Consider the following 19,061-nt stretch of genomic DNA (forward strand, 5'->3'; position numbering starts at 1 on the left):
GTGGTTGAGGCCACACGCACCGTAAGGAGCGGCATGTTCATAGATCTTCCACCTGGGCCGATCCGGATGTACGAGGACCCCTACGACCCTCCAGTCAGCTACTCCTATCCGCAACCCGGATTCCTCTATCAACCGCTTGCCGACCACCCCGACTATTGGGTGCCCGTGCGCGCCCTCACGCAGGAAGAGATCGAAGCGACCGAGTCCGAGCGGGCCCGAGAGCGACGTCTACAGAAGGCCCAGGAAGCGGCACGTGCGGAGGCCAGGGAAGCCGCCGACAACCGCCGGACCTCCGTCTACCGTCTCCGCAACGAGCAGGGGGACCTCCTCTACGTTGGGATCAGCGCCACCCCGCCGCAGCGTTGGGCCAAGCACGCCACCGAGAAGGAATGGTGGCCAGAGGTCGTCGACCTGTCGCTTGAATGGTTCGCCACCAGAACCGAAGCTCTCGCCATGGAGGCCTTCGCAATCCGCACGGAGAAGCCTCGCTACAACGTCACGCACAACCAAGACGCGGCCTAGTACTGCCCCGTCACCTTCCGGTCGTCTCCACCTCTGGCCAGCGATCGGCCGCGCACTCCGTGGGGCGCGCGCCAAATCCTATCCAGCCCGGCAAGTCGGACGGTGCGCAGTTCAGGGGCCTGGCGTCCGGCGTCTGGTTTGTGGCGGGGGCGCCTTGGCGCAGTCGTAGCGTTCCGCATGGTCGAGTTCCGGCCGAGACCTTTTCGGGACAATGACAAACGGGGAGTGAGTGTCAAAGTCCAAACCGCAGGTCGGTGACGTGCGAATTCGTCATTCTGAGAATCTGTCATGTGAGCCTCGGCGAATCTCGGCGAGTCTCGTGGCGCCGGATTTCGTCGGCCAGATCGTGAACTCGACCCGTAGGGGGCTAGGTTCATGAGACGCCGCATCATCGTCGAGTTCCGGCCAGTCACCGGCCCGCCTTATGTCCGTTTCGCCTACCACTACAGGCCCTCCGGGAGGAGCGTTCCGTGGCTGTGATCGGTTGACAGTCGGACCGGTTGACAGTCGGAAGAGGCTGGTCGGCGCCCCTGTCGACGGGCCGGAAGTCGATAGCCGTCTATGTTCTTGGTCTGCCGGGCCGCGCTTTCGGGCCTGGCATGCGAGCGGCCGAGGTGCGTCAACACCCCGGCCGTTTCAACCAGCGAGTTGCCACTCGCTGATCTGTAAGCCCGTCTCGTCAAAGGGAGCTCCCCATGAAGGTAACAGCCTCTGCTGTCTTAGAGCAGCCGCCGACCCCCACCACCGCCCATCTCCTGACCGCCCCGCTCCCCGATCTCCTGGCCGAGCTGGACGTGGACCCGGTGGAGTCGTCGATCACTGAGCCGGGTTTCACGGGCTACGTGATCCGGGATGCCGCGCGGCTGGTGCTCGTCTTGCCGCCAGGTCGTTCGGAGTGGGAGCGGGATTTGATGACGCGCCACCTGCTGGGCTCCGCGTTCGACGTTCCGATGCCGCCGCTGCCAGGCGAGTACCGGATCACGGAGCTGGAGCCGGAGTTGCTGGCCGCGTAACCCGCCTTCGATCGCAACGCCCCCGCTATCTGGCGGGGGCGTTGAACTCACCGACGGATCGGAGATTTGATGGAAGAGCAGCGCGGCACGGCCATCTACCGCCTATTCGATTCAGACGAGCGGCTGCTTTACGTCGGAATCACTGCTTCACCGACATCCCGATGGGCCAGCCACTCCCTGCAGAAGTCGTGGTGGCGAGACGTCGCGAGATTTGATCTCGCGTGGCTCCCTTCGCTTGAGGCGGCGCGGGCGGCCGAGAGGGCAGCGATCCACTCGGAGAGTCCGCTACACAACGTGCAACTCAACGCCGCGCCGCCTTCTCCTATAGAGGCAGACGCACGGATTCACCGATACGAGCAGATTGCGGCGGAGCTGCGGGCCGGGATCGTCTCGGGCATGTACCCAACTGGCGCACGGATCCCCGGCATCGTTCAGACGGCGAAGCACTACTGCGTCTCCGAGACCACCGCACAGCGCGCACTGAAGCTCCTGTCGGACGAAGGTCTACTCGCGGTCCGCCGCGGAGCAGGCCTGTTCGTCGCGGACCGTGAGGGCTGCGACGCGATCACCATTCATGCTCGCGACCCGGAACAGGTTGCTCAAAAGTTGACGCAGGTCATGTCTCGCGAAGACCTTCGGCTGGTGGCGCTGGCGTTGGCGGCTGAGCTTGCGGTGAACTAAGCGCAACCAAAACCTTCTAGGTCATTCAACCCTTCCCTTGACAGCCATTCAAGGGAAGGGTTGAATGGCGTTATGGATACAGCAGCAGCCGCCACCCAGGCCCACGTCACCCCGGCCACCATCCGCACCTGGTGCCGCCACAACGTGATCGCCGCCATCAAGACGGCCGGCCGCTGGATCATCGACACCGCCTCCCTCGCCGCCCGCATCGCCATCGGCGCCATGCGCGCCAGGAAGCAGGCCCCCATGGCTCTCGACCTCACCGCGACCTACACCGCCGACCTTCCCGGCGGAGGCCCGGTCACCATCACCCCGACCATCAAGCGCCGGACTCGTAACGGAGAGAACCTGATCAGCGTCACCGGCATCGTCCCGCTCCTCGCCGAGAAGATCGACACCATCACCGACCTCGGCGACCGCCTCCACGCCGTAACCGTCCTCCAGCGAGCAACCATCGTCATCACCGACCTCGCCGACACCGACTGGGACGACGCCCCGCAGGCCCGCGACTCCGGCCAACTGCGCACCACCTACAGCGGCGACATCCCCCAGGTCACCATCGCCGACGTCCTCGACCTGGCCGCCCAGCTCCGCACCCAGCTCGCCGCCTGACCACCACCGCACCCCACAGGAACCGACATGGCTCTGCACATCGACTGGACCGAACACGACAAGCTCACCCCGCGCGAGGCCTACGACGCCGCCGGCGGACTCATCGACGAGGCCAAGGCCGCAGTCGCCGCACGCCGCGACCGCATCGCCCACGACCTCGTACAGGAGCACGGCGCCGAAGAAACGGCCACCATCCTCGGCATCTCCAGGACGCGGGTCTACGGGCTGGCCGCCCGCTACCGCGACGCCCAGCCCGTCATCTACGACGATTTCCCCGGTCGCGAGATCGCCTCCTACGACCTCCTCACCGAGGTCATGGAGCAGTACGGGATCAGTAAGCGTGAGGCACACGAGGCGATCCACGCCTACCTGGCGCAGCTCGTCGACATCGACGGTGAGGGTCAAGTCGTCATCGCCCACCACCCGGCGCGGCCTAAGCTGCTGAAGGACAACCCTCAGGATCTCGACGTGCGCTACTGGCTCACCGTCCGCGCCGAGTCGATCGACGAAATCCGCGAAGCGCTCGCCTTGCACTACGCCGCCGAGTAGCCTCGTCCTACTGCTCCCCGCTCCTGCGGGGGTGGACCAGTAGATGAGAGACCGGCAGCAAGCAGGCTGGTCTTGCTCCCCGCCGACGCGGGGATGGCCCTGAGTCGAGGGGCGTAACACCTTGCTCCCCGCACCTGCGGGGATGGCCCGTTGTTCGTTGGCAGGTCGCATTGCTCCCCGCCTCTGCGGGGGTAGGAACACCCCGGCCTCACGGCCACACGTGAAAGCCCCCGCACCGGATCGCTCCGGGCGGGGGCTTCTGCGTGGTCAGTGGCAGGTGCAGTCGCAGAGCCTGCCGGTGAACTTCTGATTCCGGCGGCACCGCTGGTGCATGCGGTCGGCCCACGCTTCGAGTTCGCCGGCCCGGTAGGTGTGGACGGCGCCGGCTTCGGTGAGGAGGCCCGCGGTCTCGCATGCGGTGGACGTGTACGGCCGCGTCTCGATGAGGGCGAGTACATCGTCGGGGAGCTGTTCGCGGGTGTCACCGGGCGGGGGCGGCGCCCAGTCCGTCACGGCTCACACCTCGATGTACACGATGACGACGTGGCTGCCGAATTCGGCGATGTAGTACACGATCCGGGCGCCGGTGTCGGGTTCGCGGTAGTCGCGCAGCGGTTCGCGGCCGGGTGCGAGGTCTCCGATGCCGGGGTTGGTCTGGACGGCGACGATGGCACGGTCGGCGGCGATCATCTCGCCGGTGTCGTACCGGTCGATCTGGCGTTGGGCGCCGGGGGTGAGGATCGCTTGCGCCCGCCAGGGGCCGTGCCTAGGCGACATGCCAGCGCGTCGGGTCGATGCCGAGCTGCTGGTAGTGGCCGTCGCGTACTTGCTCCCAGGGCACGCATTCATCCTGGCCGGGGAGTCCGTTGGCGGCGATGTCTTCGAGGACTGCCGCCAGTTCGGGTGACGTCTCGCGCTCTTGTTCGGCCCAGTCTGCGACGGCTGCTGCCTTCTCGGCTGCGAGTTCGGTGCGCATCACGGTCTCCCTGTCATGGCCTAGGCCACCACGATATCTCGCTGATATCAGACTGATATCACCCCTTGCCGTATTGGCAGGTCAGGCGCCCTGCCCGTCCCTCATCCCGGCCGCCATCGTTACCCCGGTCATGGATCTCTCCGCCGACATCCCGACCGCCACCGACCCGCCGTCCTCGCTGCTGCCGCTGCTGTCGCTGGCGGAGGCGCATGACGTGCTCGACGTGCTGGCCGCGGTGGCGTCCGGCGCCGTGCCGGATCGGGAGGCGGCGGAGCGGCTCCTGACGAACCTCGCCGCGCGGGTGCCGTCACGGGATTAGGCGGCGAGTGCGAGTCCTGTGACGGCAGCGAGAGCGAGGCAGCCGATCCCGCCAAGGAGGAAGTGGATCGCATGCCGGATCCCGTACATCTTCCGAGCAGCGAGGCGGGCGAGGACGCAGAGCCGATCAGCACGCTGGTCTTCGAGGAGTTGCTCGCGGATCTGGTCGGGTGTGCAGGTGGCCCAGTGCGGCCAGCCGTGCGGGGTGCTGCCGCCGAGGGCGGGCCGGACGACGAGGAGGAGCATCACGATCGCGGCACAGAACGCCGCAACTCCGCACCCGCCGATGATCTGTGCGGCCAGGGGGAGGCTGGAGTCCTTGACGGTGCCGCCGACGACGGCGAGTGCGGCGCCGGCGAGGCCGATGAGGAGACCTGCTTTTGTATCGGCGCGACCTATCTCTGCGGAGACGTGGGCCAGTTCGGCGTCGAAGGCCTGGTCAGTTCGGTCGGTCACGAGCCCCCCTCGTACTGGCGTTCGCTCCAGTGCCGCCTGTCGTCAGCGGCGCATTCGGCGACGGTCGGCCCGTCGCTGCTGGTCGCAGAGTTATCCGGGGTTGTCCGGTCCACGCGTCGGCGGGGAGTAGTGCCGTCGTGCAGCCGCTGACGGATGGCGGCTGCCGCAGCTGCGGACGGAGGTGTGTTGATGGCCTGGTCGTAGGCGTTGGCGCCCGCTCGCTCCTCGATGGCGTCGTGGGCGGCGGTCGGGTCGGGACAGTCGACCTGCGGGCAGGTGACGTACCCGCCGTCGCCGAGGAAGAGTCCGCTGCGGAGGCACGCCGGGCACTTTCCGGCTACGTCGGGCAGGCCTCGGGTGGCCGCTTCAAGCTCGGCTTTGACGGCGACGAGGACCGCGACCGCCACGGCCTGCCGGGTGGTGAGGCGCAGCCACTCCCCGCGGGCTTGGAGGGCGGGTCCGACGGCGTTGACGGCGAGGGCCTTGAGGCGGGGTGGGACGACGGCCTGGTGCTCGGCGAAGTCGCCTATGGCTCGGGCGACATCGCGCAACGGCTGCGGCCAGGCGTTCGGGTCGGCCATGAAGGCGTGCGCCCAGTCCTGCTCGTAGTCGCAGCCGAGGACGTGGCAGCGCCATCCGCTTTCGGTGGCTTCGAGGATGGCGTTCGGGTGGGCGGGGTGTTCGTTGCCGCAGGTGAACGGGTGCATGCCGCCTTCCCGTTGGAATCGGTTGAGGGCGTCGACCTGTTCGGGTGTCCACGGGGAGCGGATCTTGTCGGTGGGGCGGGCGGTGGCGGAGCCCTCCACGGCACCGCTGAGCGACTGCGAGGCCCCCGGAGGCCGCCCGGCGCCTCCTCGGGGCTGCGAGGCACCCTCAGGGGCTTCTGGGGCCGTCTGGCGGGGTGTTGGGGTGTCGGTCATGCGGCGTCCTTCCGAGCTGCGCTGATCTCTCCCGGCTGGATTTCCGAGACGCTCACCCCTCCGAGCAGCGCCACGATGTCCATGCGGAGCTGAAAGTTGTCGCGCTTGTACTCCTGGAGCGTGATGCTCTGCTTGGCGATGCGCGCCCAGTACTGGTCCAACTTGACGTAGAGGTCGTCCAGTTCATCACTGGTCATGTCGTCGAGCCTGGTCCGGGGGGCGGGTGCCCTGCGACTCGCGGCCGTGGCGTAGATCAGGAGGCCTTGCCCGCAGAGCTGGAGAATCTTCTCCGCCCAGTCGAGGGTGAGGGTGGCCCTTCCGGTGAGCATGCTGGACATGTGCTTGGTACTGAGGCCAAGGCTGCGGCAGGCTGAGGCTTGACTGATCTTGGCGTGCTCAAGCGCGTCCCGGACTTGATTCCGGAGCTGCTCCTCAGCGAACGAGCGAGTCATCGCTTCCTCCGTGCTCGGGCTGCCGCACGCCGGGCGGCGCGGTTGGGTTTCGGGTCGGGCGCGTCGTCGGGGATCACGGTTTCGGTCCGCACGGTGCTGGTCATCCAGGTGACGCCCGGTTTCGGCGTGTGCTCGCCGCGGGGGCTGTTGGAGGGTCTGGTCACAGCCACTCCCCCGCTTCGTCGCTGAGCTGCACGTTGGTGGCGGTGATGACGACTGCGCCTTGGCCGCGCTCGTCGACGTTGACGGCGGGCGGCGGGTCCTCGAGCAGGTCGATCTCGGAGTGGCCGGACGGCTCGAGGGCCATACCGCCCGTCACGGCTGCTCCCGGTTGATCGCGCGGGCGACGGCGAGGGCGGCGGCAGCGGGGCAGGTGGCGGGGGCGCAGCCGACGTGCCTGGCGTTGCCTTCGCGGACGCCCGGGTCGTCGGGGTTGTCGGCCACGGCCGTGAGCAGGTCGGCGAGGGCGAGGCCTACGGTGGGGTCCATGGCAGCGGCGTATCGCCCGTGGTCCGGCGAGATGGACGGCTGGCCGCCCCGCGTACCGATCGACCCGCCGTGCAGGAGCCGTACTGCGGTGGGGCTGTCAGTGGCGATGAGGGCACAGCTTCCGTCGCGCTGTGCGGGAGCGCCAGGGAGGACGCCGGGGCGGTAGCGGACGTCCCAGTGCGCGGTGGGTCGGCCTTGCGGATCGGTGCTGGCGGCAGTGGCGAGGGCGCGCAGCGTCTCGGCGGCGGCGCGGAGTTCGTCGGCGGGGCTGGTCATGTGGTCCTCCGGGGCTGAGGTTTCGGTACGGCCAGCCCGTCGCGTTTCGCCATCTGCGTGAGGGCGCGTTCGATGACGGCGGCGGGGACTTGGCCGGGGTAACAGGTCGCGAGGATGCGGGCGGCCATGTGATTGACGTACTTGCGGGCGGCCTGCTTGGCAGGTCTGGCGGGCTTCGCTCGGCCGTCGGCGCCGATGGTGATCCGCGGGCCCGTCACGGCTGGTCCTCGCTGATCACGGCGGTGATGCGCGCCAGCCGGAACAGTCGCTTCGCGAAGGGGGCATTGCGCGGTTCGGTGTCGAGGCGCACCGGGATCCACATCGCTGCTTCGCCGAAGTCTGCGGTCGGATCGGCCAGCAGGTCTTGGAGCTCTCGGATACGGGCGGCGGGGAGGTCGGCGGCCATGCGGCGGAGCTGGCACGCACAGACGGAATCCCGCTCGGGTACGCCCTGCTCGACGGTGAACCAGCAGCGACCGTCGACGTCGTGGTAGCGCGTCTCGTGCTCGCAGGATCCGCACCGCACGGCGCCCACGGATGCGGGGCCGTCGAGCCGAGTGAAGCGCGCTTGCCGCCCCTCGCCGTCCCCCACCTCGCCGACGAACGACTCCACCGGCCGCGCCCACCAGTCGTCGCCGGACCGGTACACGACCAGCCGCTCCCCCGACTCCGTGTGCGCAGCCGTGGCCGCTACCTCATAGTGGGCACCCTTGAAATGCCGGTAGAGGCCGGGCTCGACGACCGACTGAGCTGCCTCGCCGAGCCCGTCGACGGGCTCCCCCCCGTGGTGCAGGTCGTCGGCGGGGCGCTGCAGCCCGGCCTGCGCGTCGAACTCGCGGCGGGTCTCGGGGAGGGCGGCCCGTGCGCGGATGCGCATGACGGCGGCGCGGGCGCCGATCGCAACGTCATCGTGCTGATCGCGGTAGTCGGCTTCGATCGCATCGCACTCGGCAAGGACAGTGGCGGGCTCCTCCTTAGGCTCGGCCGCCTCTCGCTCGCGGACAGGCTCGAATCCCTCACCGGGCTCGGCGCGCAGCCAGCCGTCACGGGCCAACTGCACCAGCGCGTGAGCGAGGAAGTTCCGGCCGGAAGTCGTTCGAGCCGCAGCATCAAGCCGGTTGGCGCCTTCGGTCGCGGAATCGAGCGCGGCAAGCGGCAGCCCGTCAGCAGCAGGCGGAACGAACAGGTCAGTGGTCACGGTGCTTCTCCTTGATCGGGTCGGTGGGGATGGTCAGTTGGTGCCGAGGTAGCGGTAGCCCCTGCGGGGCCGGAAGCGGTGGAGGCGGACGCGGGTACGGCGTCCGGGCGTCTCGTTCCCGAGGCGCTCGTGGAGTTCGATGAGGGCGTGGGTGTCGCTGACCTCGACGATGCGGACCGTGCGGCCGTGACTGCGTGGGTCGGTGTCCTGCCAGATCTGACCGACAGCAGGGGGCGGGTTCTCGATCCGCCTCAACGCCTCTCGTTGCGCTCGCAGCGCTCGGCCCTGATCACGCCGGCGCTCGCCCTTGGCCCGCTCGCACGTTCGGCACACGCGACTCCCTTGGCGCCGGATCGTGTTCGCTTCGTCGTAGGGGTGGCCTTGCGGGCAATGGGTGCGCCGCGCGGCGATGGCGAACGGACTGTTGCTACGGAGGGCGTTCTCCCCCGGCGTTACAACTTCGAGGTGGTCTGGGTTCACGCAACGCCGGTGCAGACAGCCCCTGCCTCCAGCGCATTGGGCATCTCGCGTGTGGCAGACGTGGTCTAGATGCATCCCGTCGGGTATGGGACCGACCGTGATCAAGTAGGCGTAGCGGTGCGCGTAGAACTGCACCTTGCTGACGGAGAACTTTCCGTACCCCTCGCGGTCGAGGGGCGGGTGCCACAGCCAGCAGGTCGCAGTCCGATCGGTCCGCGCCCAGAACACTTCCGCCCGCCGCATCAGCGCCGAGATCTCAAGCTGCTTGCTCACAGGTGCACTCCAATGCAGGGTGGGGTGAGCACCGCCCGGACAGCAGCCGGGCGGTGCGCTCGCGTGGTCACGGGGTGCTCACTGGGACCAGCCGATGAGCCGGAACTCGGCGCCCTGGTTTTCCATCTCCCGCTTCGACGAGCAGACGTCGCCCGCCCACACGAGGCGGAGGATCGCGGCGTCGGCCAGCAGGGTCGGCGGGCTGGTCTGGTACTCGCCGTACAGGAAGCCCTCCTCGTCGACCCAGACCGCGCTGTGGTCACGGCTGGGTCGCTCGGCCGTAGGGGCGATACCGGCCTCGACAGCGGCGCGCAGCCACTCCTCAGCCTCGAACAGCAGCACCGCTTTGGACTCCGATCGGAGCTGCTCCCAGGACGGATTGCCGCTGAACTCCTCGTGCGCCATGTCCTGGCGGCGTCGGGCGAGCTGACGGATACGGGGGTCGGTGCTCATGTGCTTCTCCTTCGGGTCGGGTTGGGGATCACGGGGCGGGCTGGCAGGCGGGGCACAGGTCGACCAGCCGGCCGCCGCGCCGGGGCCGCACCCAGCCGTCGGCCCGGCCGTCCGCCCGCACCTCAGCCGCGGTCAGCGAGGCGAAGCGGGCACGGACCGCGGCCGACTCCGGGCAATCGCGGGACTCGTCGGGGCCGTCACAGGAGACCTCGACGCCCAAGGCGTGGGCGCTCACCGCTGCACCGCCCCGCCCTGCGCGCGACGGCGGATGGTGATGCCGGGTCCGGTGTCGACGCCGTCGTCGTGGCGTTCGATCAGCTCGAACTCGGTGTCGTAGCCGGACGACGGGTTCTGCGGCAGCCACTCCAGACGGCCGGTCACCTCTGACTCGGACCGCAGCCACGCCTCCGCGGCGCCCTTCGCTCCGGCCTCGCTGTTGGTGTAGCCGATCAGGTAGTCGGAGACGTTGCCTGGCTCGTACATCACCTCCCAGGCGGGCAGAACACTGTCGAGGCTGCGGTCTGCGGGGGCGTCGACGGCCGTCCACTGATGGACGACGACGGGACGCTGCTCGACCTCGGTGGCCTTGATCTCGTCGCGGTAGCCCCAGTGGTCGTGGCCGTCCTGCTGCTCGGTCAGGCCCCGCTCGTAGTGGACGCTGTACGCCAGTCCGTCATCCGGGGCGCGGAAGACGAGTTCGTGGACGGACACCCAGCGGCGAGTGTCGACCTGCCGCTCGTGCAGGTGCTCGGCCTGCTGACCGTCCTCGGCATCCCAGTCGTTCGGGACACCCATAGCGGTGAGTTGATCGCGGGGGAACGTTCGAGTGGTCATTCAGGCTTCTCCTTCAGTCGAGTTGGGGTGGATCAAGGCCGGGGTGGGGTGGACGGGGTTCAACGTGCGGTCAGGCGGCCTCGCCCTCCTCCTGAGCCGTGAAGGAGGGAAGGTGGGATGCGGGCCACTGGCATCCCTCGAGGCCGGACGCGTTCTTCTCCGGCACGTCCGCGAGGGGATGACCGAGGTGGTGCAGGCCCATCGCGAGCAGCGCATAGGCGTCGGCTTCGTCGTAGCGGGCGACGCCCTCGAGTTCGATGCCGTACCGGTCCGCCACCGAAGTGCGCACCTCGCCCTTGCACGCGTTGCCCTTACCGGCCGCATACAGGGCGCGGCAGGACGGCGGGGCTATGGCGTAGGGAATGTCGCGGCGCCAGCAGGCGTGGCGGACCATGACGCGCAGCCCGGCGAGGTCTTCGTGGCGGTGCTTCACGCCGCCGCCGAACGACGGCCCCTCGATGACCACCAGGTCTGCTCGGCGGATGAACGAGGTGACCTCGTCGATCAAGAACTTCAGCCGCGCATGGCCGGTGAGCTTCTTCGGGCGGATGAAGTCCGTCCATCCCGCGCCCGCTACTCCCGTGCACTTGAGGCTGAGGTCGAGGCCGATGACCAGCGGAACAGCGTCATCTCGGACGGCACTTGCGGGGAGCTGACCCGCGTGGGCGGCGGGGACAGGTTCGTGCATCGGAGCTCCCATCACGCTGCGGCCGACAGGCCGAGCCGGTTGAGGATCGTCGAGAACATGTGCGTCGCCTGCAGGTCGGAGACCTCGCCGGCCGTGCTGCCCGCGGGTACGGCGATGCCGGTCCTGCGGCAGAAGCTGAGCTGCTTCGCGCTCGCAGGCCTGTTGCGCCACGGCGCCGACCGGGAGGCCAGCCAACGGCTGCCCAGAGCTTTGGCCTGCCGCTCCATCCACGCCTTCGCGTCCGGCAGCGGCAGCGCGACGTCCTGCTTCGGGCCGACCACGCCGTACTGCGGGTCGAAGCGGCGCATCCAGTACGTGCGCTCCACCGGGTTACGGATCAAAAAGACGTAGGTGTCGTCGCCGACGGGGATGAACCACACCCCGCAGCCGGTCCTGAGCCACCGGGTGGTGGAGGAGTGGAACAGGTCGAACTCCTCGACCTGGACACGGGACACGTCCAGGCGGCGCTTCGCGGTCTCCTGCGCCTTTTCTGCGGCCTCACGCAGCGTCTGCTCCTCGTCGGACACGGTGACGGTGCGGCCGGTCAAGTCGACGATGGATGCCAGTTTGTGGCGGGTGGAGGCGCCCATCACGTCGAGGATCAGCGCGTCCTTCTTACCGTCGAAGAGACGCAGCGCCCGGCCGGCCATCTGGCAGTACAGGCCCGCGGACTTGGTGGGCCGGGCTATCACTGCACAGGAGGTCCATGGCGCGTCGAACCCCTCGGTGAGGACCATGCAGTTGCACAAGACTTGGGCGTCGCCACGCCGGTACGCATCGAGTGCGGCGGCCCGATCGTCGCGGCCCATGTCGCCCCAGACCGCGAGGGCCGGGATGCCCGCGGCCGTGAACTCCTTGGCCATGGACTGGGCGGTGGCCACGGTGGGGGTGAAGACGACGCCTGCCCGGCCTGCGGCGTGCTCCTGGTAGGCCTTGGCGACGACCGGGCCTGCGTCGGACTCTGCGAGGGCCTGGCCGAGCTGTCCGTCCTGCAGGTCGCCGGCACGGGTTTTGACCGTGTCCAGGTCGAGGCCTTCGACGATGACGCGTTTGCCGCGGACGTCGCACAGGTAGCCGTCCTCGATCATTTCGAGGATGTCGAGGGTGAATACGACGTCCTGCCATACGTCGGCGAGGCCGCCGTCGGCGCGGGTCATGGTGGCGGTGAACCCGGCGGTGGGCAGGCCGCGCCAGGCGCCGAAGTGCTCGAGGACGTTCATGTAGCTAGGGGCGGCGGCGTGGTGGCATTCGTCGACGATGATCACGCCGATGTCGTGGATGGCTGTGCGGCGGCGCTCTACGGCGAGGGTCTGGATGCTGGCGACGATGACGTCGGTGTCGGCGTGTTCGTCGCGTTCGGCCTTGACGATGCCGACGCGCAGGTCGGGGCGCACGGCGCGGATCTTTGCGGCGGCCTGTTCGAGGAGTTCTTCGCGGTGGGCGATGACCAGGGCGCGACGGCCTCCGAGTTGCGGGAGGAGTTCGCTGATGAGGTTGGCGAAGACGACGGTTTTGCCTGCGCCGGTGGGGAGGACCACGGCGAGCCGGTTACTGGAGCCCTGCCATCCGGATATCAGGGCCTTGATCGCTTCGGCCTGATAGGGGCGCGGGGTGAACATCTCGGGCATATCACTCATGACGGTCACCTCGGCTCTCGGGGCCCACCTGCGGTTTTGCAGGGAGTGCAGGGACCTGCAGGGAGTAGTGCAGGGACCTGACCCACCCCCCGAAAACGCTGTGGCCTGGCGTTTTGCAGGGATGCAGGGACCTGCAGGGACTTTTCTCAGGTTCTTCGCTATGAAGGGGCAGAAAAATAAATGCGATGCACGCTGCAGCGCATGCATGTTGCGCGGTACGTGTTTTATGCGCATGCGCATAAGGGAGGGAGACGAAAGTCCCTGCAAGTCCCTGCGTCCCTGCAAACGTGCAGGTCAACGGCCGTGCAGGGACCTGGAGAGAGGTCCCTGCAGGTCCCTGCAGGTCCCTGCAAAACGCGACGTCGCGGATCCTCACGCGGCACCCCCCAGGGTTCCGAACCCCTGGTGGGCCTCGACGCGCCACAGGTTCTGGCACTTGTGGGCGTCCCAGACCTTCACGGGCTTGAAGCTGCCGAGCTCCGGCGCCTTGAAGTACCGCCCGTCGCGGCTCTTGAGCCAGGCGCCCAGCCCCTGGGCGGTGGGGAGTTCACCGTTGCGCAGCCGGGGCATCTGGTCGGCGACGCGGGTCAGGAGCATGCCGGTGGGCACGGGGTCCTCGCCGAGCTCGCGGTGCCAGGCGGCGAGGAAGGCCGCCCACTCCTGCTCTTCGTCGTCCTGGTCGCCGCCGTCCTTGGACAGCCAGCCGGGTACGTCGAGGTAGGAGAGCAGGCCGGCCATCATGCTGGCCCATTCCGAGTAGTCGCCCTTGCGGACACGGACGGGTGTGGCGCCTGCTGTGAGCCAGGCCCGGACCATGGTGACCAGGGCGGCGACGACGGTGGAGGCGTTGGTGCGCAGCCAGGGGCGCAGGTCGCCGACGGTGTAGCCGTCGCGCTGGTCTGGGTCGGGGCAGTTGGGGTCCAGTCGGATCCAGATGGCGCGGCGTCCGTTGTCGCCGCCGGTGCGCAGCCCGTTCCCAGTGATGATCCACAACCGGTCGTTGGGCATGGTGACCGATGCGGTGGAGCCCAGGACGCGGTCGCCCCAGTGTTCGGCGGTCAGCAGGCTGCTCAGGATGGGGGACTTGATGATGTGCCCGTTGGGCAGGTTGTCGAGGACGACGACGGGCTGCCCGGTGGTGTAGAGCTGCGTGGTGATGGATTTGCGCAGTTCGGCGTCGTTCTCCGGCCAGGCGGTTTCCGAGATGCCGTAGCAGGCTTTGAAGACGTCTTTGAGGAGGGATTTGCCGCTGCCGGGTGCGGTGGCGGTGATGACGAACATCGGTGTGGGGCCGTGGAAGTAGGGGCGCAGCACGGGGGTCAGCAGCGCGCCGAGGTAGTGGGCGCGGTCGCAGTCGTCGACGAAGGGGAAGTCGGCGAGCATCTGCCCGAGGACGATGTCCTTGGCGCGCTGTACGGACTCGGCGGAGACTTGCGGGGCCAGCCGCCGCAGCGGGGTGCGCGGGTGCATGTACAGGCCGGTGGGCTTGTCGTAGCCGGGGGCCTGGATGAGGGTGCCGTCGGGGCGGACGACGGGGGCGGTGACGATGCCGCGCAGTGTCATCAGCGGCCAGTCGCGGCGGCCGAGGACGGTGCTGCACGTTTTGGGCATGAACAGTTCGCGGACTTCGCGGGTGCCCTCGGTGAGCGGGTCGCGGACGACTTGGAAGGTGGTGACGTGGTCGCCGAGGTAGGCGCGCAGGTTGTCGGTTCCCAGCTGGCGGATGAGCGGGTTGCCCTGGTCGTCCTGGTAGACCCAGCAGGGGCCGGTGGAGCGCTTGTACAGGTCGGGAAGCTGGCCGCTGGCCATGACGGCGAGGAGGCCGTCGATAGCGTCGGCTTCGTTGGTGATGTCCAGTTCGGGCGTGCCGCGGACGAGCCTGAGGTCGGGGGCGCCGTCAGTGTCCTGCTCGTCGGCGGCGGGGGCGGTGTCGGGGTCGAGTGCTGAGGATCCGTCGGTGAACGGTGCCGCCTGGCGGGGCACGGAGGTCAGGCGCTGGCGCGGGGGCTCGGAGCCGTAGCCCTTGCTGCGCAGGTCGGCGGCGGCCCGCCTGAAGGCGTCGGCGTTGGTGGCGCCCTGGGTGAGCAGGGTGTAGGCGGCGAACTTGTCGTAAGGGGTTTCGGCGTCGAATGCGGTGGAGGTGGAGAAGACGTACAGGCGGTCACGGTCGGCGGCGTGCCCGGTGGTTGCAGAGATCCCGCGGGGCTTGCCTTTGCGCCGCCAGTAGGTGGTCTGGCCGCGGGTGAAGAGCGGCTCAAAGTCCTCGCCGATGATCTCGGACCAGTCGGCTTTGTTCTCGAAGTCGTCGCCGGGCCGCACGTGTCCGGCGGGCAGTTCCCGCTTGGGGCGGGGGGCGGTCTTGGCGCGTTCTTCGGCGGGCATCGCGTCGTGTGCCTGGCACAGGGCGTACAGGGCGTCGAGGTCGTCGGGGGTGACGACGGCCATCGTCGCGGGCCCGCCGGCGAGCCGCCGGTAGGGCTTGCCGCTGGGGTGGGTGGTGCCGTGGGAGGGGGCGATGACGACGAAGCCGCCTTCGCCGCGGGTTTCGATGAGAACCCGCACGATTTTGGTGTTGGGGCGTTCGATGAGGCGCTGGCGCTCTTCGGGCGTGTATTCGTCGGTGCGGGCCAGGCGGCGGGCGAGCTTGGTGTTGCCTGCGGCGGGCCTGCCGTCGACGACGACTTTGTAGTGGACGCCGCCGGACGGCGACTGGTCGGCCCAGCCGGTGGTGACGGCTTCCAACAGGTCGCCGAGCCCGCTGTTGTGGGCGAGTTCGGTGACCTCGTCGAGGATGCCCTCTTGGACGGCGAGGCCTTCGAACTCGATGAGTTCGATGTTGCCGGAGACGGCGCCGGTGACGATGCCGATCCCAGTGCGCTGTCCGTCTGCGAACCACTGGTCGTGTTCTTGCGGTGTGGAGCGCCGGATTTTGTAGGGGGTCCAGGTGCGGACGTCGGGGGCTTTGGTTCCGTCGCCTTTGACGGGCAGCACGCAGAGGCCGGCGTTGTGGAGTTCTTCGGCAGTGGCCCGGAGGTTGGGGCTGTTGCCGTCGGCGTCCTGCCTCGATTCGGTGTTCACACGCGGGGCTCGTTTCTGCTGGTGCTGGTGGCGGTCTGCGAGTGCGGCGCGGTGTCAGGGCGAAGCGCGTCGGCGGCGGGTTGTCACGCGGCAGTGGCGAGGTCGGGGCCGCGGTCCCAGTGGCTGTGGAGGGCGGCGCGTAGCCGCTCCCCGATCCACGTGCCGACCTGCGGGCTGACGGCGTTTCCGAATCCGTCGACTTGGTCGCGGGCGGTGCCCCAGACGGTGAAGGTGCCGTTGTAGTCGCGGAAGTCGACGTCGAAGCCGCAGCCTCGGCCGATCTCGTGGGCGGCCATCATTCGGTAGAAGCACTCTTCGAACGGGATCTGCGACAGTGCGGGGCCCCAGTTGGCGGTGAGGAGTGCCGTCGTGTCGCGGGAGGTGAGCGTGCCGAGCGGATCGGTCGCGGGGTGGGCGGCGGTCTCGGTGCCCGTGGGACCGTTCTGCTTGAACCAGCCGGCCGCGGTGAGCAGTCCAGGAATCTGTTCCGAGGTGAAGGTCGACATCGGTTCCGCGTGCACGGCGGGCACGGTGTGCTTGCGGTACGGGATGACTCCGGAAGAGACGACGGCGAGAGTCTCGGAGCCGACCTGGGTGGGGAGCGGTTCGCTGGCGCCGCGCGGTGCGCCTTGGTAGTTGTCGACGGCGAGCGCGAGCGCCGGCTCGTCCCACAGCCCCTGGCCCGTCGACAGCAGCGCGACCTCTTGCTGGCTGGTCTGCGTCGCCATCGGTTGTAGCAGCAGCCGTTCCGAGCCGTGGACGCCCTTGGCGGGCATGAGGATCGCGGGGAAGTCGGCGAACTTCCGGCGGCAGCGTTCGATGCGGGCGGTTGTCGATGCGGCGAAGGGCCCGCGGTGGCCGTCCTTGAAGATTTTGGTGGGTCGGTCGCCGATGCGGGTGCCGAGATCAGTGAGGTCGAGCGCGGTGATCGACGGCGCCATCGGGGGAACGACGAGTGTGCGGCACGACGGGCACCGGTACTCGTACTGTTCGCCGTAGGCGACTTTCCCGGTGGGTGGGATCCCGGTGCGCCACGTCCACACCGCCTCTACGTCCTTGTCGCAGCGGTGGCAGCGGGATACGGGCCGGTGCTCGAGGTCCGGCATCGGCAGGGACTTGTGGACGAACGCCCAGTAGCCGCGGTTCCGGGACTGCGGGACGTCGAAGAACTGGCTGTTGAGGAACAGCACCTGGTGGTTGTAGTTGAGCAGGTCGAACTGCTTGAGCCACCACCGGTAGGTGCTGCCGTCGCCGATCTTCTTGCTGCCTGGGTGGAGCGGGCCCCACGACTGGAGCTCGGTGGTGCATTCGACGAGGACCATGCGCGGCCGGTGCTGGGCGGCGTAGTGCAGGACGCAGTTCGCTGTGGCGCGGTCCCGTTCGGAGCGGGTGACGCGCTCCTCGTAGTCCGGGTCGTCCATCCCGAACAGGGTCAGGCCCTGCGCGTAGGCCTTGAGCGTGTTGGCCTGGGAGTGGTTGACGCAGCTGACGCCGGCGACGAGCAGGTCGGCTGCGGGGAGGTCGCGGACCGAGTGGTAGTCGGACGATTCCGGGTCGACGAGGTCGGCGATCCAGTGTTCGGCCTCGGGGTGGTTGGCCTCGTGGACTTCGACTTTGTACTCGTTGTGGTTCGCCGCCATGATCGTGGTGAATCCGGCCCGCTTGATGCCCTCGGTGAGGCCGCCGAAGCCTGAGAACAGGTCCACGGCGATGTACTCGTCATGGCGGAAGCGGCGGCGCCTGGTTGCCGGACGGTGCGCGGCGACACGGGCCTTCTGCTTCTTGGGCGCACTGGGCATCAGGCGGCCTCCTTCTGGGTCTTGGAACGGCGGACGCGGGTTTGTGGTGTGAGTCCGCCCCAGGCGCCGTGGCGAAGGTGGACGTGGACGTCGCCCTCGAACTCCGCGGCGGTCTGTACGCAGGCGTCACGCACGGGGCAGCGGTCGCAGATCTTCTTGGCGAGCTGGTATCCGGCGCCGGCTTCGGGGAAGAACAGGTCAGCTCCGACCTGGGCGCATAGGGCGTCGTCCATCCAGGCGTGGTTCATGCGGCCACCGCCTCGGGTCGCTCGCGGAATGCGCGGTACAGGTGTTCGCTGGTGATGCCGAGACGGTGGGCGGCCTGCTTGGCGCTGTAGTTCTGCTCGCTGATGAGCCATCGGGCGTCTTCGGCGATCGCGGTATACCGGTCTACGTCGTCGCCGAGGTCGGGTGTGGCGGCAGGGCTGTCGATGTAGTCGTCGTCCCATGCCCCCGGCGGGGGCCAGCCGTTGGCGGTGGCGCGCTCCTTGGCCTCGGCGGCGAAGCGGGGACTGATGCCTCGGGTGACCGGGTCGACGTTCCACAGTCGGTCGTACAGTGCGGCGACGCGGCGAGCGGTGTCGGCGGCCACGACCTCTTGGCGGACGTGGTCCCAGATGAGGCGGTGGTGCTTGATGCCCATTTCTGTGCCGAGCCGCTTCTGCGGCCATCCGTTGGCGATGAGGGCCTGGAGTCGCCGTCGGGTGCCTGTGCCGTCGACGCGCGCCATGGGCGCGAGCTGCTCAAAGGAGGGCTTGACGGCCAGGATCTTGTCGGCGGTGGTGGTACGAACCCGTTTTGTGCGGGCGCCCCCTTCGTAGGGCGATCCGTACAGGATGCGTGAGACGCCGCCGTGGGAGACCCCGGAGAGCCGGCTGACGCGCTGCCATCCGATGCCGTAGCTCATGAGCATGCGGATGTGCTGGCGGACGGGCTCGGCGTCGGTGAAGGGCTGCCAGCGGGAGTAGGCGACGAGCCTGTTGCGGGTGCGGTCGTACTCGGCGCTACGGGCCAGGCAGTCGGGAAGGCGGCACTTGTAGTGCTTAACGCAGACAAGTGTGTTGTGGTGGGGGGCTTCGCGGACGGCGGTGGTCACGACTCCTCCTTCCGGGGCTGCTGGATGTCGGCGATGGTCTGGCGGGCGCGGGTGAAGTCGGCGCCGATGCGGTCGAAAACCCGTCGGCCGATCTCGATGACGACCCAGGCGGCGAAGGCGACGAGCACGATCAGGGCGGCGTACCAGCCGCGCACGGCCCACGTCATGGCGGTGGTGTAGGTGTCGATCAGGGCGAAGGCGTCGGCTTTCACGTCTGCCTCCCGTGGCGCTTCCAGGCCCAGCGGACGGTTTCGATGGCGG

Annotated in this window: 27 protein-coding genes; 6 read left to right on the forward strand and 21 right to left on the reverse strand. The window is 68.7% G+C overall.

Translation table 11 applies throughout. The features are described from left to right. The first annotated feature begins 33 nt into the window (after positions 1-33). The 5 genes from E5671_RS06335 to E5671_RS06355 all read left to right on the forward strand — a co-directional run bounded on the left by E5671_RS06335 (position 34) and on the right by E5671_RS06355 (position 3,377). A complete protein-coding gene (locus E5671_RS06335; protein WP_160502858.1) occupies positions 34-522 on the forward strand; it encodes a GIY-YIG nuclease family protein in 489 nt (162 codons plus the stop codon). 695 nt (positions 523-1,217) lie between these two features. Beyond that, the gene (locus E5671_RS06340; protein WP_160502859.1) at positions 1,218-1,535 is read left to right on the forward strand and encodes a hypothetical protein; all 318 of its coding nucleotides are present in this window, start codon (positions 1,218-1,220) and stop codon (positions 1,533-1,535) included. Between the two features lie 69 nt (positions 1,536-1,604). Continuing rightward, the gene (locus E5671_RS06345; RefSeq protein WP_160502860.1) at positions 1,605-2,216 is read left to right on the forward strand and encodes a GntR family transcriptional regulator; all 612 of its coding nucleotides are present in this window, start codon (positions 1,605-1,607) and stop codon (positions 2,214-2,216) included. A gap of 72 nt (positions 2,217-2,288) precedes the next feature. Next, a complete protein-coding gene (locus E5671_RS06350; RefSeq protein ID WP_160502861.1) occupies positions 2,289-2,828 on the forward strand; it encodes a helix-turn-helix domain-containing protein in 540 nt (179 codons plus the stop codon). A gap of 27 nt (positions 2,829-2,855) precedes the next feature. Continuing rightward, on the forward strand, positions 2,856-3,377 hold the full coding sequence (locus tag E5671_RS06355) for a hypothetical protein (RefSeq protein WP_160502862.1): 522 nt from the start codon (positions 2,856-2,858) through the stop codon (positions 3,375-3,377). A gap of 267 nt (positions 3,378-3,644) precedes the next feature. On the opposite strand, the gene E5671_RS06360 is transcribed toward E5671_RS06355, so the two are convergent. From E5671_RS06360 to E5671_RS06370, 3 genes are read right to left on the reverse strand one after another with little or no spacing between them, the layout of a single operon-like run. Next, on the reverse strand, positions 3,645-3,890 hold the full coding sequence (locus E5671_RS06360; RefSeq protein WP_160502863.1) for a hypothetical protein: 246 nt from the start codon (positions 3,888-3,890) through the stop codon (positions 3,645-3,647). 3 nt (positions 3,891-3,893) lie between these two features. Continuing rightward, positions 3,894-4,154 (reverse strand): hypothetical protein, encoded by a 261-nt coding sequence (locus E5671_RS06365; protein WP_160502864.1) that lies wholly within the window; start codon positions 4,152-4,154, stop codon positions 3,894-3,896. After that, positions 4,144-4,353, reverse strand: a complete 210-nt coding sequence (locus E5671_RS06370) for a hypothetical protein (RefSeq protein WP_160502865.1) — start codon at positions 4,351-4,353, stop codon at positions 4,144-4,146. Before E5671_RS06370 ends, E5671_RS06365 begins: the two co-directional genes overlap by 11 nt. Positions 4,354-4,483: 130 nt before the next feature. Between E5671_RS06370 and E5671_RS06375 the strand changes: the two genes are divergently transcribed. Beyond that, a complete protein-coding gene (locus E5671_RS06375; RefSeq protein ID WP_160502866.1) occupies positions 4,484-4,672 on the forward strand; it encodes a hypothetical protein in 189 nt (62 codons plus the stop codon). Here E5671_RS06375 and E5671_RS06380 read toward each other — a convergent pair. From E5671_RS06380 to E5671_RS06465, 18 genes are all read right to left on the reverse strand, one after another. Beyond that, entirely contained in the window at positions 4,669-5,127 is a 459-nt protein-coding gene (locus tag E5671_RS06380) for a Pycsar system effector family protein (RefSeq protein ID WP_160502867.1), read from the reverse strand. The genes E5671_RS06375 and E5671_RS06380 overlap by 4 nt on opposite strands. Next, on the reverse strand, positions 5,124-6,047 hold the full coding sequence (locus E5671_RS06385) for a hypothetical protein (protein WP_160502868.1): 924 nt from the start codon (positions 6,045-6,047) through the stop codon (positions 5,124-5,126). The genes E5671_RS06380 and E5671_RS06385 overlap by 4 nt, the downstream gene beginning before the upstream one ends. Further along, positions 6,044-6,385, reverse strand: a complete 342-nt coding sequence (locus E5671_RS06390) for a hypothetical protein (RefSeq protein WP_160502869.1) — start codon at positions 6,383-6,385, stop codon at positions 6,044-6,046. Before E5671_RS06390 ends, E5671_RS06385 begins: the two co-directional genes overlap by 4 nt. Before the next feature lie 274 nt (positions 6,386-6,659). Then, the gene (locus E5671_RS06395; protein WP_160502870.1) at positions 6,660-6,818 is read right to left on the reverse strand and encodes a hypothetical protein; all 159 of its coding nucleotides are present in this window, start codon (positions 6,816-6,818) and stop codon (positions 6,660-6,662) included. After that, positions 6,815-7,264 (reverse strand): hypothetical protein, encoded by a 450-nt coding sequence (locus E5671_RS06400; RefSeq protein WP_160502871.1) that lies wholly within the window; start codon positions 7,262-7,264, stop codon positions 6,815-6,817. The genes E5671_RS06395 and E5671_RS06400 overlap by 4 nt, the downstream gene beginning before the upstream one ends. After that, positions 7,261-7,482: a hypothetical protein gene (locus E5671_RS06405; RefSeq protein WP_160502872.1), complete on the reverse strand. Its 222-nt coding sequence runs from the start codon at positions 7,480-7,482 to the stop codon at positions 7,261-7,263. Before E5671_RS06405 ends, E5671_RS06400 begins: the two co-directional genes overlap by 4 nt. Continuing rightward, positions 7,479-8,462: a DUF1653 domain-containing protein gene (locus E5671_RS06410; protein ID WP_202121028.1), complete on the reverse strand. Its 984-nt coding sequence runs from the start codon at positions 8,460-8,462 to the stop codon at positions 7,479-7,481. Before E5671_RS06410 ends, E5671_RS06405 begins: the two co-directional genes overlap by 4 nt. A 33-nt stretch (positions 8,463-8,495) precedes the next feature. Further along, positions 8,496-8,717 (reverse strand): DUF6354 family protein, encoded by a 222-nt coding sequence (locus tag E5671_RS06415; RefSeq protein ID WP_160502873.1) that lies wholly within the window; start codon positions 8,715-8,717, stop codon positions 8,496-8,498. 576 nt (positions 8,718-9,293) lie between these two features. Then, entirely contained in the window at positions 9,294-9,668 is a 375-nt protein-coding gene (locus E5671_RS06420) for a hypothetical protein (protein WP_160502874.1), read from the reverse strand. 28 nt (positions 9,669-9,696) lie between these two features. Then, entirely contained in the window at positions 9,697-9,903 is a 207-nt protein-coding gene (locus E5671_RS06425; protein WP_160502875.1) for a hypothetical protein, read from the reverse strand. Then, positions 9,900-10,502 (reverse strand): hypothetical protein, encoded by a 603-nt coding sequence (locus E5671_RS06430; protein ID WP_160502876.1) that lies wholly within the window; start codon positions 10,500-10,502, stop codon positions 9,900-9,902. The genes E5671_RS06425 and E5671_RS06430 overlap by 4 nt, the downstream gene beginning before the upstream one ends. A gap of 70 nt (positions 10,503-10,572) precedes the next feature. Further along, a complete protein-coding gene (locus E5671_RS06435; RefSeq protein WP_237330115.1) occupies positions 10,573-11,190 on the reverse strand; it encodes a hypothetical protein in 618 nt (205 codons plus the stop codon). A gap of 11 nt (positions 11,191-11,201) precedes the next feature. Beyond that, positions 11,202-12,827 (reverse strand): DEAD/DEAH box helicase, encoded by a 1,626-nt coding sequence (locus E5671_RS06440; RefSeq protein ID WP_202121029.1) that lies wholly within the window; start codon positions 12,825-12,827, stop codon positions 11,202-11,204. 372 nt (positions 12,828-13,199) lie between these two features. Beyond that, positions 13,200-15,905 carry a bifunctional DNA primase/polymerase gene (locus tag E5671_RS06445; protein ID WP_160502879.1) on the reverse strand — a complete coding sequence of 902 codons (2,706 nt, stop codon included), beginning with the start codon at positions 15,903-15,905 and terminating at the stop codon, positions 13,200-13,202. Between the two features lie 83 nt (positions 15,906-15,988). Beyond that, positions 15,989-17,704, reverse strand: a complete 1,716-nt coding sequence (locus E5671_RS06450; RefSeq protein WP_160502880.1) for a DNA cytosine methyltransferase — start codon at positions 17,702-17,704, stop codon at positions 15,989-15,991. Continuing rightward, a complete protein-coding gene (locus E5671_RS06455; RefSeq protein ID WP_160502881.1) occupies positions 17,704-17,952 on the reverse strand; it encodes a WhiB family transcriptional regulator in 249 nt (82 codons plus the stop codon). The genes E5671_RS06450 and E5671_RS06455 overlap by 1 nt, the downstream gene beginning before the upstream one ends. Next, a complete protein-coding gene (locus tag E5671_RS06460; RefSeq protein WP_160502882.1) occupies positions 17,949-18,800 on the reverse strand; it encodes a hypothetical protein in 852 nt (283 codons plus the stop codon). Before E5671_RS06460 ends, E5671_RS06455 begins: the two co-directional genes overlap by 4 nt. Then, entirely contained in the window at positions 18,797-19,012 is a 216-nt protein-coding gene (locus E5671_RS06465; RefSeq protein WP_160502883.1) for a hypothetical protein, read from the reverse strand. The genes E5671_RS06460 and E5671_RS06465 overlap by 4 nt, the downstream gene beginning before the upstream one ends. Positions 19,013-19,061: the final 49 nt, after the last annotated feature.

Origin of the sequence: Streptomyces sp. BA2 (assembly GCF_009769735.1) — a bacterium.
Taxonomy (GTDB): Bacteria; Actinomycetota; Actinomycetes; order Streptomycetales; family Streptomycetaceae; genus Streptomyces.

Excerpts from the sequence above, each read along its gene's own strand:
- E5671_RS06335 (WP_160502858.1), top strand. The coding sequence starts at position 34 with ATGTTCATAGATCTTCCACCTGGGCCGATCCGGATGTACGAGGACCCC.
- E5671_RS06340 (WP_160502859.1), top strand. The coding sequence starts at position 1,218 with ATGAAGGTAACAGCCTCTGCTGTCTTAGAGCAGCCGCCGACCCCCACC.
- E5671_RS06345 (WP_160502860.1), top strand. The coding sequence starts at position 1,605 with ATGGAAGAGCAGCGCGGCACGGCCATCTACCGCCTATTCGATTCAGAC.
- E5671_RS06350 (WP_160502861.1), top strand. The coding sequence starts at position 2,289 with ATGGATACAGCAGCAGCCGCCACCCAGGCCCACGTCACCCCGGCCACC.
- E5671_RS06355 (WP_160502862.1), top strand. The coding sequence starts at position 2,856 with ATGGCTCTGCACATCGACTGGACCGAACACGACAAGCTCACCCCGCGC.
- E5671_RS06365 (WP_160502864.1), bottom strand. The coding sequence starts at position 4,154 with ATGTCGCCTAGGCACGGCCCCTGGCGGGCGCAAGCGATCCTCACCCCC.
- E5671_RS06370 (WP_160502865.1), bottom strand. The coding sequence starts at position 4,353 with ATGCGCACCGAACTCGCAGCCGAGAAGGCAGCAGCCGTCGCAGACTGG.
- E5671_RS06375 (WP_160502866.1), top strand. The coding sequence starts at position 4,484 with ATGGATCTCTCCGCCGACATCCCGACCGCCACCGACCCGCCGTCCTCG.
- E5671_RS06385 (WP_160502868.1), bottom strand. The coding sequence starts at position 6,047 with ATGACCGACACCCCAACACCCCGCCAGACGGCCCCAGAAGCCCCTGAG.
- E5671_RS06390 (WP_160502869.1), bottom strand. The coding sequence starts at position 6,385 with ATGTCCAGCATGCTCACCGGAAGGGCCACCCTCACCCTCGACTGGGCG.
- E5671_RS06400 (WP_160502871.1), bottom strand. The coding sequence starts at position 7,264 with ATGACCAGCCCCGCCGACGAACTCCGCGCCGCCGCCGAGACGCTGCGC.
- E5671_RS06420 (WP_160502874.1), bottom strand. The coding sequence starts at position 9,668 with ATGAGCACCGACCCCCGTATCCGTCAGCTCGCCCGACGCCGCCAGGAC.
- E5671_RS06430 (WP_160502876.1), bottom strand. The coding sequence starts at position 10,502 with ATGACCACTCGAACGTTCCCCCGCGATCAACTCACCGCTATGGGTGTC.
- E5671_RS06435 (WP_237330115.1), bottom strand. The coding sequence starts at position 11,190 with ATGCACGAACCTGTCCCCGCCGCCCACGCGGGTCAGCTCCCCGCAAGT.
- E5671_RS06440 (WP_202121029.1), bottom strand. The coding sequence starts at position 12,827 with ATGAGTGATATGCCCGAGATGTTCACCCCGCGCCCCTATCAGGCCGAA.
- E5671_RS06450 (WP_160502880.1), bottom strand. The coding sequence starts at position 17,704 with ATGCCCAGTGCGCCCAAGAAGCAGAAGGCCCGTGTCGCCGCGCACCGT.
- E5671_RS06455 (WP_160502881.1), bottom strand. The coding sequence starts at position 17,952 with ATGAACCACGCCTGGATGGACGACGCCCTATGCGCCCAGGTCGGAGCT.